Consider the following 14,044-nt stretch of genomic DNA (forward strand, 5'->3'; position numbering starts at 1 on the left):
CCGAGGGGCCGCGCGCCTCAGTGGGTCGGCGGCGCGATCTGCCAGTGTTCCTGCAGCGCGCCCGCGATCTGCGGAAGCACGGTCACCGGAATCCGCTTGCGCCGCAAGATCGCCCGGATCTCCGTGACCTGATCGCGTTTGCGCAGGTCGTAGGCGCCCGCGACCGGGCCGACCACCGGCGGGATGGACAGCAGAACCAGCTCGCCGTGCGGTTCGTCCACACCGGCCAGGTCCAGCGCCAGCGACCAGCGGGCCCGTTCGTCGAGGGCGAAGCGCCCGGCCACCACCCGGTCCCACGGGATGCTGGAGACCGCCCACGGTTTGCGCCGGTAGATGGCGTGATCGGTGAGCACGATGGCGTCCCTGGTGAACAGCGCGGCCAGCACCGCGACACCGACGACGGTACCGGCCAGCAGGCCGGTGAACACCCGGTTCACCCCGAACGCGGCGACGAACGAGCCGCAGATCGTGACGGTCGCCAGGATGCCGAACACGCTGTAGAGCGCGGCGCGTTGAGTCGGGACCACGCCTGCCCGCACCGTTGTCATCTCACCTACCTGCCTCTGGTGCATTTCCGGCTCACCGTACCGCCTCGTGTACCGGTGCACACCTGGCCGTTTCCCAGATGTGGCCGATGCGGGAGGCGGTGCTCAGACCGTCAGCGGGACCGCGGCCTCGGCGGTGTACACCAGGAACGTCAAGCTCTGCTGGAAGTACAGCTGGATCGACGTGCTGTCGTGCGAGAGGTAGCCGATGGACAGATCCTGGCCGATGCGCAGATCGAAGTCGCCGCCGCGCGTGGTGAGCACGATCGCGCCGTCGATAGCGGGCGCCCAGATGATCTCGCCTTCCGGGATCAGGCGCTCGATGTGCGTGCGGATCATGTGGCCGTGGTCGGAGGTCTCGCTGACCGCCGTGTACAGCTCGGCACTGAGCAGCACCGAGTACGGTCCGTCGACACCGGCCAGCCGCAGGGCGCTCAACGCCTGCGCGATCGCCTCCGGAACCAGCCGGGTGTCGCTGGGCAGCGTGATCGGCTGGTTGGACGAGCTGGCCCGGATACCGGTGATCCGCGCGGCCGGATACCCCTCGAAGATCGCGCGGTCCTCGGCGAACGCGATCTTCTTCGCGGCGTCCTTCACCGGATCCAAGTCGGCGTCCTGGGCGCCGCGCTCGACATTGTCGAGTTCCTCGCGTGAGAGCGTGAACGGCACGCGCAGTTCGACCAGCGGCGCGACCACCCGCTGACGGGCGAAGACACCCGCGTCGGGCGAGTCGATCGAGGTGGTGTGCCCGGTGCCCACCGCGGAGTAGTCGGTGCCGTGCGGGCCGGAGAGATCCACGACGCGCCTGCCCGCGATGTGCCGCTTGAACGTGCGCGTCGCCTCCTCCTCGATGGCCGCCCACGCCTCGGAGGTGATCGGCGCTAGTTCGCGATGGAGGTTGTTCATGACCGGGTGCTCCTTTTCAACGAGCCGATACCGAGGGCGCCGTCGCCCGAGGGCGCGGCGGTGCCGGGCAGATCTGTGCCGGGCAGATCTGTGCCGGGCAGATCTGCGCGACCGGCGCCGTCGGTGTCCACGGACACCGCGGGTTCCGCCGTGTCCCACGGCGCCGGCGGCAGATCGTCGAGGAAATCGACGGTGGGTGCGAAGAACGACGTGCCGGTGAGGGCGACGGAGAAATCCAGGATGCGGTCGTAGGCTGCCTCGTCGGTGCCGAGGAACATGCGGGTGAGCATGCGTTCGATGACGCTCGGCGTGGCCGCGTAGGCGATGTAGTAGGTGCCGAACACCCCGTCGCGCACGCTGCCGAAGGGCATGTTGCCGCGCAGGATCTGACGTTCGGTGCCGTCCGGATCGATGAGCGTGTTGACCTCGACGTGCGAGTCGGCGGGCTTGATCTCGTCGGGCAGCTCGAAGTCGTCCAGTTTGGTGCGGCCGATCACGCGCTCCTGCTCCTCGACCGACAGCGCGCGCCAGTCCGCCAGCGGGTGGGTGTACTTCTGCACGATCACGTAGCTGCCGCCGGTGAACTGCGGATCCTCCTCGCCCACCAGCGCGGCCGCGGCGGCCGCGCGGCCCTCCGGGTTCTCGGTGCCGTCCACGAAGCCGAGCAGGTCGCGCTGCTCGAAATAGCGGAAGCCGACGGTCTCGTCCACGATGGTCCCCGCGCCCGCCAGCCGGTCGGCGATGGCCATGGCCAGTTCGAAGCAGGCGTCCTGCACCTCGGACTTGATGTGGAACAGCAAGTCGCCCGGTGTGGCCGGTGCGGTGTGGCGGGCGCCGACGAATCCGGGGAACGGATGCAGTTGCGCGGGCCTCGGTCCGGCGAAGAGGCGGTCCCAGGCGTCGGAGCCGATCGACGTCACGCAGGTCAGGTTCGCGCCGGGCAGGCGGAAGCCCACCGAGCGGCGCAGGCCGGTGATGTCGGCGAGCAGGTCGCGGACGGCTGCCTCGCCACCCTCGTCGATCGTGGCGACAAGGAAGATCGCGGACGGCGTGAGCGGTTCGAGAATCGGCTGCGGCTCACCCATGATCGACACCCTAATGCCCGGCTGCGCCGACCGCCCCGCGGACCCGCGCGGTGGCTACATCGCCACCGTCAGCAGGAACGCGACGTCGTCGATCGCTTTGACGCTGTGGCGCGCCTTGGGAACCACGATCAGGTCGCCCCCGGAGCCCTTCCATTCGTTGGCGCCGCTGATCAAGATCAGTGTGCCGCTGAGCACCAGCAGCGTCGCCTCGCCCATGTTGTCGTGCTCGGCCAGGCTCTGCCCGGCCGTCAGGCCGACCACCGTCTGCCGCAGCGTGTGCGCATGGCCGCCATAGATGGTTTGTGAACTGCGTCCGCTCGAGGCGATGGCGGCCAGCTTCAGTTGCTGGCGCGCTACCGCAGTCAGCGATTTCTTTTCCATAGACCGCCTTTCGCAGATCACCACAGCCGATGCCGGGCTGGTGGCAACGGCTCGAGGCGTGCGGACGGACGAAAGTCCGGCCGCCGTATAACGAGGAGTATGCCCCAGTCGGCTGCCGAGCGGGCCGGGTTTCACCTGGCCCGCTCAGGAGGGCGGCGTTCGCGGCTGCCCACGGCGTGGCGCCGCACGGGATCTCCCTAGGCGGGTCGACTCCGGGTGTAGTGCCGGATCCGGAAGCGCAGTCCAGTGGCCGACGTGCGCCATGGCTCCGGGTCGTCTGGCTGCCATTCCGGTCCGATCGACGGCGCGAAAGCGTCGCCCTCGATGTCGGCGTCGATCTCGGTGACGCGCAGGTCGGTCGCGAAATCCAGCGCGGCGCGGTAGATCTCGCCGCCCCCGGCGACCCAGACGGCGTCCGGGGCGCACCGGTCCAGCGCCTCGGACACCGACGACGCGCGCTCGGCGCCTTCGGCCGACCAGTCGGGCTGCCTGGTCACCACGATATTGCGCCGACCGGCCAGCGGCCGGAACCTCGGCGGCAGCGAATCCCAGGTCCGACGGCCCATCACCACGGGGTGGCCCCAGGTGGCGTCCTTGAACTGCGCCATGTCCTCGGGCAGCCGCCAGGGAATGGTGTTGCGCAGCCCGATCACCCCGTCCAGGGTTTGCGCCCAGATCAGGCCGATCGTGCGACTCACACCGCCACCGTGGCCTTGATGGCCGGATGATGCCGGTAGCCGATCACTTCCACATCCTCGTAGCGGTAGTCGAACAGCGTCGGCGCGGGACGCAGCCGCAACGCGGGGAACGGATAGGGGTCGCGGCCGAGCTGCTCGGTGACCTGGTCGAGGTGATTGTCGTAGATGTGACAGTCGCCGCCGGTCCAGATGAAGTCACCGGGCGCCAGCTCGGCCTGCTGGGCGACCATGTGGGTGAGCAGGGCGTAGCTGGCGATGTTGAACGGCACGCCCAGGAAGAGGTCGGCGCTGCGCTGGTAGAGCTGGCAGGACAGTTTCCCGTCGGCCACGTAGAACTGGAAGAACGCGTGGCAGGGCGCCAGCGCCATCTTGTCCAGGTCGGCGACGTTCCACGCCGAGACGATGATGCGCCGGGAGTCCGGGTCGGTGCGCAGGGTGTGCAGCACCTGGGAGATCTGGTCGATGTGGGTGCCGTCCGGTGTCGGCCACGACCGCCACTGCACGCCGTAGACCGGGCCCAGTTCGCCGTCGGCGTCGGCCCACTCGTCCCAGATCGAGACGCCGTGTTCGCGCAGCCAGCCGACGTTGGAGTCGCCGCGCAGGAACCACAGCAACTCGTAGACGATCGACTTCAGGTGGACTTTCTTCGTAGTGATCAGCGGAAACCCGGCCGAGAGGTCATAGCGCAGCTGGTGGCCGAAGATGCTGCGGGTTCCCGTGCCGGTGCGATCGGCTTTCTTCGTCCCGGAGGCCAGTACCAGCCGCAGCAGGTCCTCGTACTGGGTGTCGGGGGCGGAAGCCGGATCGAGCGCGTCATGAGCCACGCCTGGCAACTCTAGTCCTCGTGCTCCAGCGCGTTCGGCGAGTCGGCGGCCGCGCCCAGGGCCGCGCCTGGCGACCGTGGTCTCGCGGCGACCTGGCAAGCTCGAGCCCATGCGCAAGCTCTACGTGATCGGCATCGGCGCCGGTGATCCCGACCAGGTCACCGTGCAGGCGATCAAGGCGATGCGGCAGGTCGAGGCGTTCTTCGTCATCGGCAAGGGGGAGGCCAAACGGGAATTGGCCGACGTGCGCACCGCGATCCTGGAGGCGCACATGGACCGGCCGTACCGGATCGTCCCGATCGCCGACCCGCCGCGCGACCGGACGCCCGCCGACTACCTCGACGTGGTCGAGGACTGGCACGATCGCCGGTCGATGCTGCTGGAATCGGCGTTCGCGGCGGTAGACGGCGTCGGCGGCATCCTGGTCTGGGGCGATCCCGCGCTGTACGACAGCACGCTGCGGATGGTCGAGCGGGTGCTCGCCCGTGGCGTGGTCGGCTTCGAGCACGAGGTCGTCCCGGGCATCACCAGCGCGCAGGCGCTGGCCGCGCGGCATCGCATCGTGCTGCACGGAATCGGCGAACCGGTGCGCATCACCACCGGCCGCCGCCTCCGCGAGGAGGGCCTGGGCGAGGAGAACGCGCTGGTGATGCTGGACGGCGACTGCTCGTTCACCGCGATCCCGGACGCGGGCGTGCACATCTGGTGGGGCGCCTACCTCGGTATGCCGGACGAGACGCTGATCGAGGGCCCGCTGCCGCGGGTGCGTGCGGAAATCGTCCGCCGCCGCGCCGAGTTGCGTGACCGCAAGGGCTGGATCATGGACATCTACCTGCTGCGCCGCAACGGTTGAACCGCCCCGCTCCGGCGCGAGAACCGGCAGGGTGTCGGTGGGGCTGGGTAGTCTGGAGCCCGTGCCAGAGCTACCGGAGGTGGAGGCGTTGGCGCAGTTCCTCCGGGAGCATGCGGTCGCCGCCGTGATCGGCCGTGTCGACGTGGCCGCGCTGAGCGCCGTCAAGACCTTCGAGCCCCCGGTCACTGCGCTGTCGGGTCGCGACGTCACCGGTGCGGCGCGCTGGGGCAAATTCCTCGGGATGGAGTGCGACGGCCTGTGGCTGATCACCCATCTGTCGCGCGGTGGTTGGCTGCGCTGGATCGATGAACCAAGTCCGACGCCGCCCAAGCCGGGCGGCAAGAGCCCGCTGGCGTTGCGGGTGCATTTCTTCACCCCCGAAGGAGCGACGCCCGCGTTCGACCTGACCGAGGCGGGCACGAAGAAGCGGCTGGCGGTGTACGTCGTGGCGGACCCGAAAGCCGTGCCGGGCATCGCCCGGCTCGGCCCCGACGCGCTGGAGGTCACCGAGGCGCAGTTCGCCGACATCCTGCAGGGCACCTCGCAGCGGATCAAGACCGCGCTGGTCGACCAGGTGTTGCTGGCGGGCGTCGGCAACGCCTACTCCGACGAGATCCTGCACACCGCGCGGATCTCGCCGTTCGCGAACACGAAGACCCTTCCGGCCGACAAGGTGGCCGAGTTGTACACGGCCATGCGCGCGGTGCTCACCGACGCGGTACGGCGCTCGGTCGGTCAGGACGCCGCCCGTCTCAAGGGCGAGAAGCGCTCCGGCATGCGGGTGCACGCCAGGACCGGGTCACCCTGCCCGGTCTGCGGCGACACGGTCCGCGAGGTCTCCTACGCCGATCGGTCGTTCCAGTACTGCCCCACCTGTCAGACCGGCGGCAAGGTGCTCGCGGACCGGCGGATGTCGCGCCTGTTGAAGTAGCGGTCCGGCTCAGGTCACCGTGGGCACCCGCACGCCCTGCCACGCAAGTCGTTTCGGCCGGTCCGGGTCGTGTTCCACGCGAGTGGGGTAGTCGATGATCAGGGTGGACCTGCGGGCCTCGGTATACGCGGGCCAGGAGGGCAAGGGCGCTCCGGTGCGGGCGAAGGCCAGCCAATTGTCCTGGAACTGGCCGGTGACCGCGCGCAGCCCGCGCCGGCCGCCCGCGGCGGTGAAGGCCCGGCCGATCGGGGTGTCCGCGACGCCGAAGACGGGGATGAGGTCGGTCGCGTGCGTGGCGCCGAGCCCGCTCAGGTGCAGGGCGCGCGGTGCGAAGTCGTAGCGGTAGGCGTATGTCGGCGCATGTCTGCTGTGACCTTCCATAACGGTCAGCGAAGGACGCCAGAAGGTGTAGTCGCCGCCCGCGCGTATCGCGGCCTTCGGCTGGGGATAACCGGGATACGCCGAAGCGATCCTGGCTTCGGCCTCGGCGGAGTGGCCGAGCGCCGAGCGAAGGCGGTCCGGGGTGGTGGGCAGTTCGTCGGCGAATCTGGCGAAGAGCGTGCCCTCGTCCCGGTTCGTGCCGATGATCAGCGGCACCCGATGCGCCGAGCCGTCGGTGATCGCGTCGACCGGGGAGCGCGGCAGGAACTCGCCGTCCACGACCGGACAGGCGGGGAAGACGCCCGGCTGTTCCCGTAGCACCTGGGCGATGGTGCGGTCGACGGCGCGGCGGATGTCGTTGGCGCCCGCGGTGCGCAGCGCGGTGTGCGCGGTGTCGGGTGTGGCGCCCAACGCGGCGACGCAGCGGCGCGCGAAGCCGCGTGCCTCCTCGGTGGTCATCGACCAGTCGGCGGGCGGGCTCTGCGAGATGGCCCGATGGAACAGGCCCTTGGCCGCCGGTGTGGCCAGGAGACCGAGCACGGCGTGCGCTCCCGCCGACTCGCCGAAGATCGTCACGTTGCCGGGATCGCCGCCGAAGGCCGCGATGTTGGTGCCCACCCACTCCAGCGCGGCGAGTTGGTCGCGCAATCCCAGGTTGGCGTCGAACGGGTGCTGCGAGGTGCCGAACTCGCTGAAATCGACATAGCCGAACGCCCCCAGCCGGTAGTTCAGCGACACCACCACCACGTCGCCGCGCAGCGCCAGGCGCGCCCCGGAATACAGCCCGAGCGCGGAGGTGCCGATGAGATAGCCGCCGCCGTGGATGAAGACCAGCACCGGCCGCGGGCTCGCCGACGCGGACGCGGGTGCGGTGACATTCAGTGTCAGCGCGTCCTCGCTGGTCGGCTGGTAGGCGCGCGGCCCGATTCGCGCCCCGGAGCGGTGCTGCATCGCCGCGGAGGTGAATTCCGTCGCCGCCCGCACGCCCGACCACGGTTCGACCGGCTGTGGAGCGCGAAATCGCAGGTCTCCGATAGGAGGAGCCGCGTAGGGAATGGACCGCCAGCGCAAGACGCGGCGGCCCCGGCGACCACGGACGACTCCGTCGGCGGTCGCGATATCCGTTGTTGCCACCATTGGAAAATGGTAGCTATGTACGCCGCGCCTCCAACAGGCGCAACCAGAACTCGCTGACCGCCGGGAAGGATGGCACGGCGTGCCAGAGAGTGGACAGCGGCACCCGGCCGACCACCGCGATCGTCGCCGCGTGCAATTGCTCGCCCACCTCGGGGCCGACGAAGGTGGCGCCGAGCAGCGTGTCGGTGGCGCTGTCGATCACCAGTTTCGCGTGGCCCGCGTAATTGTCACGGGAGAGCGCCGAGCCGGCCACCTCGATGTCCAGTTCGACGGTCTCGACCGCGTGACCCGCGTCTGCGGCCGCGGCTTCGGTCAGGCCGACAGAGGCCACCTCCGGCGCGGTGAACACCACTTGCGGCACCTTGCCGTGGTCGGAGCTCGCGACGAACCGCGCGTCGTCCAGCGGCCGGCCCTCGGCCCGTGCCGCGATCACGTCGCCGCACACCCGGCCCTGGTACTTGCCCATATGCGTGAGCGCGGCGCGACGGTTGAGGTCGCCGACGACATACAGCCACTCGCCGTCGACACCGCGCGCGGTGAGGTGATCGTCCACCGTGACGTATCCGTCGGGCAGCCCGACCGCGTCCAGACCGAGCCCCGCCGTGGCAGGGGCGCGTCCGGCCGCCACCACGATCTCGTCCACGTCGAGTGCCGACTCCCCGTCGGGACCGCGCAACCGGACCGTGGCCGGACCGCCATGAATCCACCCTTCGCCGGTGTCCTTCGCGGCCGGGCGCTCGACGGCGACGGGCTCGGTGCCGAAGCGGACTCGCACGCCCGCCTCGGTCAGCGCCGCCGCCACCCGATCGCGCGCGAACGGCTCGGCCGAGCCCAGCAGCGCCGATCCGCGCACCAGCAGGGTGACCTCGGCGCCGAGCGCGGCCAGCCACGTCGCCGCCTCGGAGGCGACCACGCCGCCGCCAACCACGGCGACCCGGCGCGGCACCTCGTGCAGATTGGTGGCGTCGCGGGAGATCCACGGCAGCGCGGCACGCAGGCCGGGCACGTCGGGGACGTTCGCGGTGGTGCCGGTGGCCAGCACGACCGCGTGCCGGGCGCGCAGCCGCCGTCCGCCGACCTCGACCGAACGGGTACCGGTCAGGCGGCCTGCGCCGCGCACGATGTCGATCCGTGTGCTCTCGGCCCAGCCGACCTGCGCGGAATCGTCGTGGTCGTGCACGAAGGCGTCGCGCCGCCGCAGCACCGCCTCGACGTCGAGGCCGGTGGCCGAGACTCCCGGCATCGCCCGCGCGGCCGCGAGGACGTGGCCCGGCCGCAGCAGCGCTTTGCTCGGAATACAGGCCCAATACGAGCATTCGCCACCGATGAGTTCACGCTCGACGATGGCGGCCGTGCGGTCACTGCCCGCGACGGCATAGGCGGCGGCGTTCTCGCCCGCTGGTCCGCCACCGATCACGATGACGTCGTAGTCGGTCGGTGTGCTCGACATCGCCACGCCTACTGCAGGTAACCCTCGACCTGCGACACCGAGTTCGCCTGGACGCCATCCGGGGACCGGCCCTGATCGAGCCGCGCCCGGCGATGGCGGAGCAGGTCCCATGCCTGATCCAGCATCACTTCCAGCTCGGCCAGGCGCTGGCGTTCGGTCTTGGGGTCCAATTCGCCGTGGCTGGCCTGCGAGCGCAGCTGGTGCTCCTGGTCGACCAGTTCTTTGATGCGCGCCAAGATGTCCTGTTCGCTCATGCGGACCATGCTACGGCCGGGTGAGGCACGCGGCGGCCAACGGTACGGCGGCGGCAAGTTCCGGCCAGGGCAGCGCTGTGTAGCCGAGCGCGACGCCGAAGTGCTCACGGCGGGCTCCCAGGTGGTATCGGGCCAGGCCGTCGAGCGCGACACCGCACGCCAGCCCCGCCGCGACCACGCGCCGCTCGGCCCGCGCCGACTCCACCGGCACGACGACGTGCGATCCCGCGTCGTCGCCGAGCACGCCGAGTCCCCGGCGGCGTAGCTCGGTCACCACCAGCGCCCGGCGCGGCGGCAGCGCGCGGCGCAGCCTGCGCAGGTGCCTGGCCAGATCGCCGTGGGCGGCCAAGGCGACCAGCACCCGCTGGCCCGCCGGGCTCGGGCCGGTGCCGGTGCGCTCCCGGTGGGCGAGCACCGCCTCGGCGATCTCGGGGGCGGCGAGGAGCCAGCCGACACCGAGGCTCGGAGACAGGATCTTGCTGGTCGTGCCCAAGTGCACCACGACGTCGGGAGCCATGGTGGCGAGCAACGGCAGCGGTGCGGTGTCGTAGCGCAATTCCCCGTCGTAGTCGTCCTCGATGACGAAGATCCCGGATCGTCGCGCGTGCTCGACCAGTTCGACCCGCCGCGCCGCAGGCATCCGCGCGCCGAGCGGGAACTGATGCGCGGGAGTGCAATACACCGCCTTGATCCGGGGCGGCAGCAGATCGACGCGCAGGCCGTCCCCGTCCACGGGGACCGCGACCACGTCGAGACCGGCCGCCGCGAAGGCCCCGGCGGCGCGCTGGTAACCAGGGTCCTCCATGGCGACGGCATCCCCCGGACGCAGCAGCGCGGCGGCCAATTCGCCCACCGCCGAGCTCGTGCCGGCGGTGGCGAGCAGCACGGTACCGCTGCCCGCGCCGATCCCGCGGTGCCGCAACAGATGCTCGGTGACCGCCGTGCGGAATTCCGGCTCGCCCGCGCGGTCCTTGCGCACCAGCGGGGCGTGATCCGCGGCGGCGCGCCAGGCGCGCCGCCACGCGGCCGGATCGATGGCGTCGACGCACGGAGCACCCGGGGAGAGGTCGAACAGACGCGGCGCGGCGTCCGTACCGGAGGAAGGGACGGTGCGCGCGGGCGCGTCCGCCGGTGCGGTGGTCAGGTAGGTGCCTGAGCCGCGCCTACCGTTGATCCAGCCCTCCGCGTGCAACTGGTCGTAGGCGGCGGCGACCACGGTCCGACTCACGCCGAGCCGATCGGCCAGCGCGCGGGTGGACGGCAGCCGGTCGCCGCCGCGCAGCGGTCCGGTGGTCGCGGCGCGCCGCAGTTGGTCGGCGATCTGCACCGACAGCGGTCGCGCCGAATCGCGATCGAGGTGCAGTGGAAGGTCCTCCAGCACGGGGCGCCTCCCAGAAGTGGACTGCTGAAAAACGATCGAATTGGCACTTTGATAATGCCATTTCCGGCTGGATGCTGAGTCCATGAGCGCACCAGTCCGCCCACGGCCGCCACTGTCCCCGACGCCACGCAGCACACCGACCCGTTCGACCGACCGGGCCCGGACCGATCGCGCCGACTTGGACGCGGTGCTCGACGCCGGGTTGATCTGCCACCTCGGCGTGCTGCTCGGCGGCACGCCGGTCGTGCTGCCGACCGCCTACGGCCGCGACGGCGACACGCTGTACGTGCACGGCTCGACCGGCGCGGGGAACATGCGCGCGGCACTCGCGAATGACATCTCGGTAGCCGTGACTCTGGTGGACGGCGTGGTCTACGCGCGTTCGGCCATGCATTTCTCCATGAATTACCGCTCCGCCGTTGTGCTCGGCCGTGCTCGCGCCGTGACCGACCCCGCCGAGCGCGTGCACGGGTTGCGCGTGATCGTCGAACACGCCGCGCCCGGCTCCTGGTCGCGCGTGCGTCCCCCGAACAAGAAAGAACTCGCCGCCACCGCGGTGCTCGCTCTCGACCTCACCGAGGCGTCGGTGAAGGTCCGCGAAGGCGGTCCCAAGGACGACGAGGCCGATATCGAGGTGGGCGGCGTCTGGGCGGGCGTCCTTCCCCTGCGCCAGGTGTGGGACGCCCCCATCGACTCCCCAGACCTCAGCCCCGGCATCCCTGTCCCCGCCGACGTCCTCCAGCGCGCCGATTGCTGAGCGCCCTCACGTACTCCACGATCTCCGCATCGGCCACGGCGGCGCCGGAAGTCGAGCGACGGTGTGAAGTACGAATAGGAGTTCGTGGATGGGCGCGGAATCACTCCGCGCCCAGTCCGAGAATTCGAAATGTGTGTCCTGATGCCGCTTTATCCGGGTGAGCGACGAGCAGAAGCGCGCAGCCGCGCTCAGAACACGAACTGAGGACCGTAACCCGTCGTTTGCGCGATGCCGTTCCTTGCCTCGGCCCGGACGGTGATGAACGGCATCGCGGAGGCCGGGGAAAGGCATCCGTTGACATTCAACGCGGTGTTGGTATGGGCGAAGGTGAAGGGGAACGTCGACTCCTCGTCCAGGTCCGCCTCGGCGATAACCGCCGCGGTCACACTGCCCGGGGCCAGATTCACCGTGATCTCAGCGCCGAGTTCGCCGTTCACACCGAAGTTGACGCCCGCGCCGAGGGCAATGGTGGGAGCGACGACTACCGGCAACGCCTCGGGAGTCCCGTCCTCGTTGACGCCCCCGAAGTTTATTCCACCCAGCCCGATGATGATCTGAGGTGTGAATCCGACTTCGGCGCCGACGTCACCGGCGATGGACACCGAGATACCATCGGAGATATCCACCGCGCAGCCGATCAGGTACCCGGCGGCGATCTCGCCGCGACGCAGTGCCGAGGCGCCGTCGGAAACAACCGAGAAATCTCCGGACACCTTGGCGGCGTGCGCGAACGGAATGCCCAATGCGACATCACCGCCGACGGATACGACGTTGTTGTAGTCCACCGACGCGATCAAATGTAGCCCGCCGGTGCCGACCACGCCCGGCTCGGCCCCCGCCACGGATTCGGAAACAGCGAAAGAGCCGGTAGCGGCCACGATCACCGCGATGATCGCGGCCAGGGTACGCGAATGCTTGCGGTTCATCATGCTCCAGTCGAGTATCGATCGAATCGGAACTTCGTACGCGAACGGGCCCGCACGGCAGATGGTTCGTCGCGAACTCCATTGGGCGTACGCGGCAGTGGAACTCTATCGGGCGGTGCCGCTCAGACCCGTGATCGCGCCGACACGGCGAGTCGGCCGACGCGACCGGAAAGCGGTCTCGTCGGCATCGCCCGAATTGCCTGGAATGGCGAATAAACAATTGATTCATACCAGATCCGAGTTTGCGGTGGCTGGTCGACGCGGTCTCGCGTCGATTGCGGCCGCTAGTTCACCACGCGTACGCGCGCAGTCCCGAGGATCTCACCGCGCGCCCGGCCAACTCGCGCAACGCGTCGGCGGAACCGATGCGCGCCGGATCGAGGCTCACCAGGCTGAGCACGTAGTCCTCGCCGATGCGGCACAGATAGCCGGAGAGCCGGGTGCGGGGCAGTCGCGCGGTGGTGAGGCCGGGGTGGATGGCGCGGGCGGCGACACCCGTGCAGCGGTGCGGGCCGAGCGTGCGCAAGGAGGCGGGCAGCGTTCCGATGTTGGAGCACAAGATGTCGAGTTCGCCCGCGCCTTTGGACAAGGTGTGCGCCCAGCGGTCCGGGATCACCTGGAGCAGTTCTTCGGGCATGCCGCTCGGGGCGGACATGCGGTGCTCGTACGCCGAACGGGCGAGTGCGCGGATGGTCCCCGGGGTGTCGGCTCGGGTGATCGCGATGCGCGTCATGGCCAGGTCGTTGTCGACGCGGGGTTCGTCGCGGGTGTCGACGGGCAGGCTGGCGGCGATCGTCGCACCCGGAAACCCGCTGTCCCACAGCACGGTCGCGACGAGGTGGATGAACAGGCTGTTGGCCGTGCCGCCGTCACGCGCGGCGACGCGGTCCCACCGCGCGGCCGGGCATTGCAGGATCGCGCTGTGCGTCGTGCTGTCGCCTCCGCGCGGCTGCTCGTCCCGGAGCGCGGCGGCGGGCCGCGGCGGTATCCCGCGCCGGAGTGCCACCGCGGTTCCGCGCAGGACGACCGACCACTGACGCCGGGCGTCGGACCAGTCCGATTCCCGCGCGGCGGGATCCGGCGGGCGCACCCGTGATCCGCCGAGTGCGTCGTCGACGGCCAGCACCAGCGCTCGCCCGTCGGCCAGCGCGTGCGAGCACGTGAGGGATACGACCGAGCCGCCGTCGTCCAGCGCGGCGGTCGACAGCCGCCACCCGGGACCGTATTCCGGATCGAGCGCGGCGCCCTGCGCGTCGGCCCAGTCGAGCAGTTGCGCGACCGGGAGAACGCCCTCGGCGCGCGCGATCGGGTAGGCGCGGACGTTCGGTCGCCAGCTTCGCCGAGCGCCCGGCACGCGCGCGCGAATCACCCTGCGCCCCAGCGGTCCGGCGCGCAGGGCTTCGTGCACCCGGGCCAGGAGCGCTGGGTCCACCCGGTCGGCCGTTCGCCACAGCCCTTGCAGGGCGATGGGCGTACCGAGTCCGCGGTGGGTCCGCAGAAAGATCTCGTCGACGACGCTCAGTCGGCCCATCTGG

At 70.4% G+C, this 14,044-nt stretch carries 15 protein-coding genes; 3 read left to right on the forward strand and 12 right to left on the reverse strand.

Annotation, left to right across the window (positions count from 1 at the left end; translation table 11 throughout):
* Positions 1-17: 17 nt before the first annotated feature.
* The 6 genes from M8859_RS18015 to M8859_RS18040 all read right to left on the reverse strand — a co-directional run bounded on the left by M8859_RS18015 (position 18) and on the right by M8859_RS18040 (position 4,439).
* Positions 18-548, reverse strand: a complete 531-nt coding sequence (locus M8859_RS18015) for a hypothetical protein (RefSeq protein WP_159930143.1) — start codon at positions 546-548, stop codon at positions 18-20.
* 102 nt (positions 549-650) lie between these two features.
* Positions 651-1,451 (reverse strand): family 1 encapsulin nanocompartment shell protein, encoded by an 801-nt coding sequence (locus M8859_RS18020; RefSeq protein ID WP_195070914.1) that lies wholly within the window; start codon positions 1,449-1,451, stop codon positions 651-653.
* Complete coding sequence (locus tag M8859_RS18025) at positions 1,448-2,536, reverse strand: Dyp-type peroxidase (RefSeq protein WP_195070915.1); 1,089 nt, start codon at positions 2,534-2,536, stop codon at positions 1,448-1,450. The genes M8859_RS18020 and M8859_RS18025 overlap by 4 nt, the downstream gene beginning before the upstream one ends.
* 54 nt (positions 2,537-2,590) lie before the next feature.
* On the reverse strand, positions 2,591-2,917 hold the full coding sequence (locus M8859_RS18030) for a cupin domain-containing protein (RefSeq protein ID WP_159930146.1): 327 nt from the start codon (positions 2,915-2,917) through the stop codon (positions 2,591-2,593).
* Positions 2,918-3,114: 197 nt separating this feature from the next.
* Positions 3,115-3,615, reverse strand: a complete 501-nt coding sequence (locus M8859_RS18035) for a dihydrofolate reductase (RefSeq protein WP_159930147.1) — start codon at positions 3,613-3,615, stop codon at positions 3,115-3,117.
* Positions 3,612-4,439: a thymidylate synthase gene (locus tag M8859_RS18040; RefSeq protein WP_159930148.1), complete on the reverse strand. Its 828-nt coding sequence runs from the start codon at positions 4,437-4,439 to the stop codon at positions 3,612-3,614. The genes M8859_RS18035 and M8859_RS18040 overlap by 4 nt, the downstream gene beginning before the upstream one ends.
* Before the next feature lie 109 nt (positions 4,440-4,548).
* On the opposite strand from M8859_RS18040, the gene cobF reads away from it, so the two are divergent.
* Together cobF and M8859_RS18050 are read left to right on the forward strand one after the other, a co-directional pair.
* The gene (gene cobF, locus M8859_RS18045) at positions 4,549-5,292 is read left to right on the forward strand and encodes a precorrin-6A synthase (deacetylating) (protein ID WP_159930149.1); all 744 of its coding nucleotides are present in this window, start codon (positions 4,549-4,551) and stop codon (positions 5,290-5,292) included.
* A 61-nt stretch (positions 5,293-5,353) separates the two neighbouring features.
* Positions 5,354-6,223: an Fpg/Nei family DNA glycosylase gene (locus tag M8859_RS18050; RefSeq protein WP_159930150.1), complete on the forward strand. Its 870-nt coding sequence runs from the start codon at positions 5,354-5,356 to the stop codon at positions 6,221-6,223.
* A 9-nt stretch (positions 6,224-6,232) separates the two neighbouring features.
* Here the strand turns inward: M8859_RS18050 and M8859_RS18055 are convergent, their stop codons facing one another.
* The 4 genes from M8859_RS18055 to pdxR are packed head-to-tail and all read right to left on the reverse strand — an operon-like array spanning position 6,233 to position 10,826.
* Positions 6,233-7,741 carry a carboxylesterase/lipase family protein gene (locus M8859_RS18055; protein WP_249644576.1) on the reverse strand — a complete coding sequence of 503 codons (1,509 nt, stop codon included), beginning with the start codon at positions 7,739-7,741 and terminating at the stop codon, positions 6,233-6,235.
* Positions 7,742-7,754: 13 nt separating this feature from the next.
* Positions 7,755-9,191 carry a dihydrolipoyl dehydrogenase family protein gene (locus M8859_RS18060; RefSeq protein WP_249644577.1) on the reverse strand — a complete coding sequence of 479 codons (1,437 nt, stop codon included), beginning with the start codon at positions 9,189-9,191 and terminating at the stop codon, positions 7,755-7,757.
* Positions 9,192-9,199: 8 nt separating this feature from the next.
* A complete protein-coding gene (locus tag M8859_RS18065) occupies positions 9,200-9,445 on the reverse strand; it encodes a DUF2630 family protein (RefSeq protein ID WP_159930153.1) in 246 nt (81 codons plus the stop codon).
* A 10-nt stretch (positions 9,446-9,455) separates the two neighbouring features.
* Positions 9,456-10,826: a MocR-like pyridoxine biosynthesis transcription factor PdxR gene (pdxR, locus tag M8859_RS18070; protein ID WP_249644578.1), complete on the reverse strand. Its 1,371-nt coding sequence runs from the start codon at positions 10,824-10,826 to the stop codon at positions 9,456-9,458.
* Positions 10,827-10,908: 82 nt separating this feature from the next.
* Here pdxR and M8859_RS18075 point away from each other — a divergent pair, with 82 nt between their 5' ends.
* Complete coding sequence (locus tag M8859_RS18075; RefSeq protein WP_249644579.1) at positions 10,909-11,583, forward strand: pyridoxamine 5'-phosphate oxidase family protein; 675 nt, start codon at positions 10,909-10,911, stop codon at positions 11,581-11,583.
* 188 nt (positions 11,584-11,771) lie between these two features.
* Here M8859_RS18075 and M8859_RS18080 read toward each other — a convergent pair whose 3' ends face one another.
* A complete protein-coding gene (locus M8859_RS18080; RefSeq protein ID WP_249644580.1) occupies positions 11,772-12,512 on the reverse strand; it encodes an MspA family porin in 741 nt (246 codons plus the stop codon).
* 286 nt (positions 12,513-12,798) lie between these two features.
* Positions 12,799-14,040, reverse strand: coding sequence for a hypothetical protein (locus M8859_RS18085; RefSeq protein WP_249644581.1), 1,242 nt, complete (start codon positions 14,038-14,040; stop codon positions 12,799-12,801).
* Between the last annotated feature and the right edge of the window lie 4 nt (positions 14,041-14,044).

The sequence above is a fragment of the Nocardia sputi genome (genome assembly GCF_023501985.1).

Bases quoted from the DNA above. Each gene is read 5' to 3' on its own strand.
- M8859_RS18065 (WP_159930153.1), bottom strand. From the start codon at position 9,445: ATGAGCGAACAGGACATCTTGGCGCGCATCAAAGAACTGGTCGACCAG.
- M8859_RS18025 (WP_195070915.1), bottom strand. From the start codon at position 2,536: ATGGGTGAGCCGCAGCCGATTCTCGAACCGCTCACGCCGTCCGCGATC.
- M8859_RS18085 (WP_249644581.1), bottom strand. From the start codon at position 14,040: ATGGGCCGACTGAGCGTCGTCGACGAGATCTTTCTGCGGACCCACCGC.
- M8859_RS18055 (WP_249644576.1), bottom strand. From the start codon at position 7,741: ATGGTGGCAACAACGGATATCGCGACCGCCGACGGAGTCGTCCGTGGT.
- M8859_RS18020 (WP_195070914.1), bottom strand. From the start codon at position 1,451: ATGAACAACCTCCATCGCGAACTAGCGCCGATCACCTCCGAGGCGTGG.
- M8859_RS18060 (WP_249644577.1), bottom strand. From the start codon at position 9,191: ATGTCGAGCACACCGACCGACTACGACGTCATCGTGATCGGTGGCGGA.
- M8859_RS18015 (WP_159930143.1), bottom strand. From the start codon at position 548: ATGACAACGGTGCGGGCAGGCGTGGTCCCGACTCAACGCGCCGCGCTC.
- cobF (WP_159930149.1), top strand. From the start codon at position 4,549: ATGCGCAAGCTCTACGTGATCGGCATCGGCGCCGGTGATCCCGACCAG.
- M8859_RS18075 (WP_249644579.1), top strand. From the start codon at position 10,909: ATGAGCGCACCAGTCCGCCCACGGCCGCCACTGTCCCCGACGCCACGC.
- M8859_RS18080 (WP_249644580.1), bottom strand. From the start codon at position 12,512: ATGATGAACCGCAAGCATTCGCGTACCCTGGCCGCGATCATCGCGGTG.
- M8859_RS18030 (WP_159930146.1), bottom strand. From the start codon at position 2,917: ATGGAAAAGAAATCGCTGACTGCGGTAGCGCGCCAGCAACTGAAGCTG.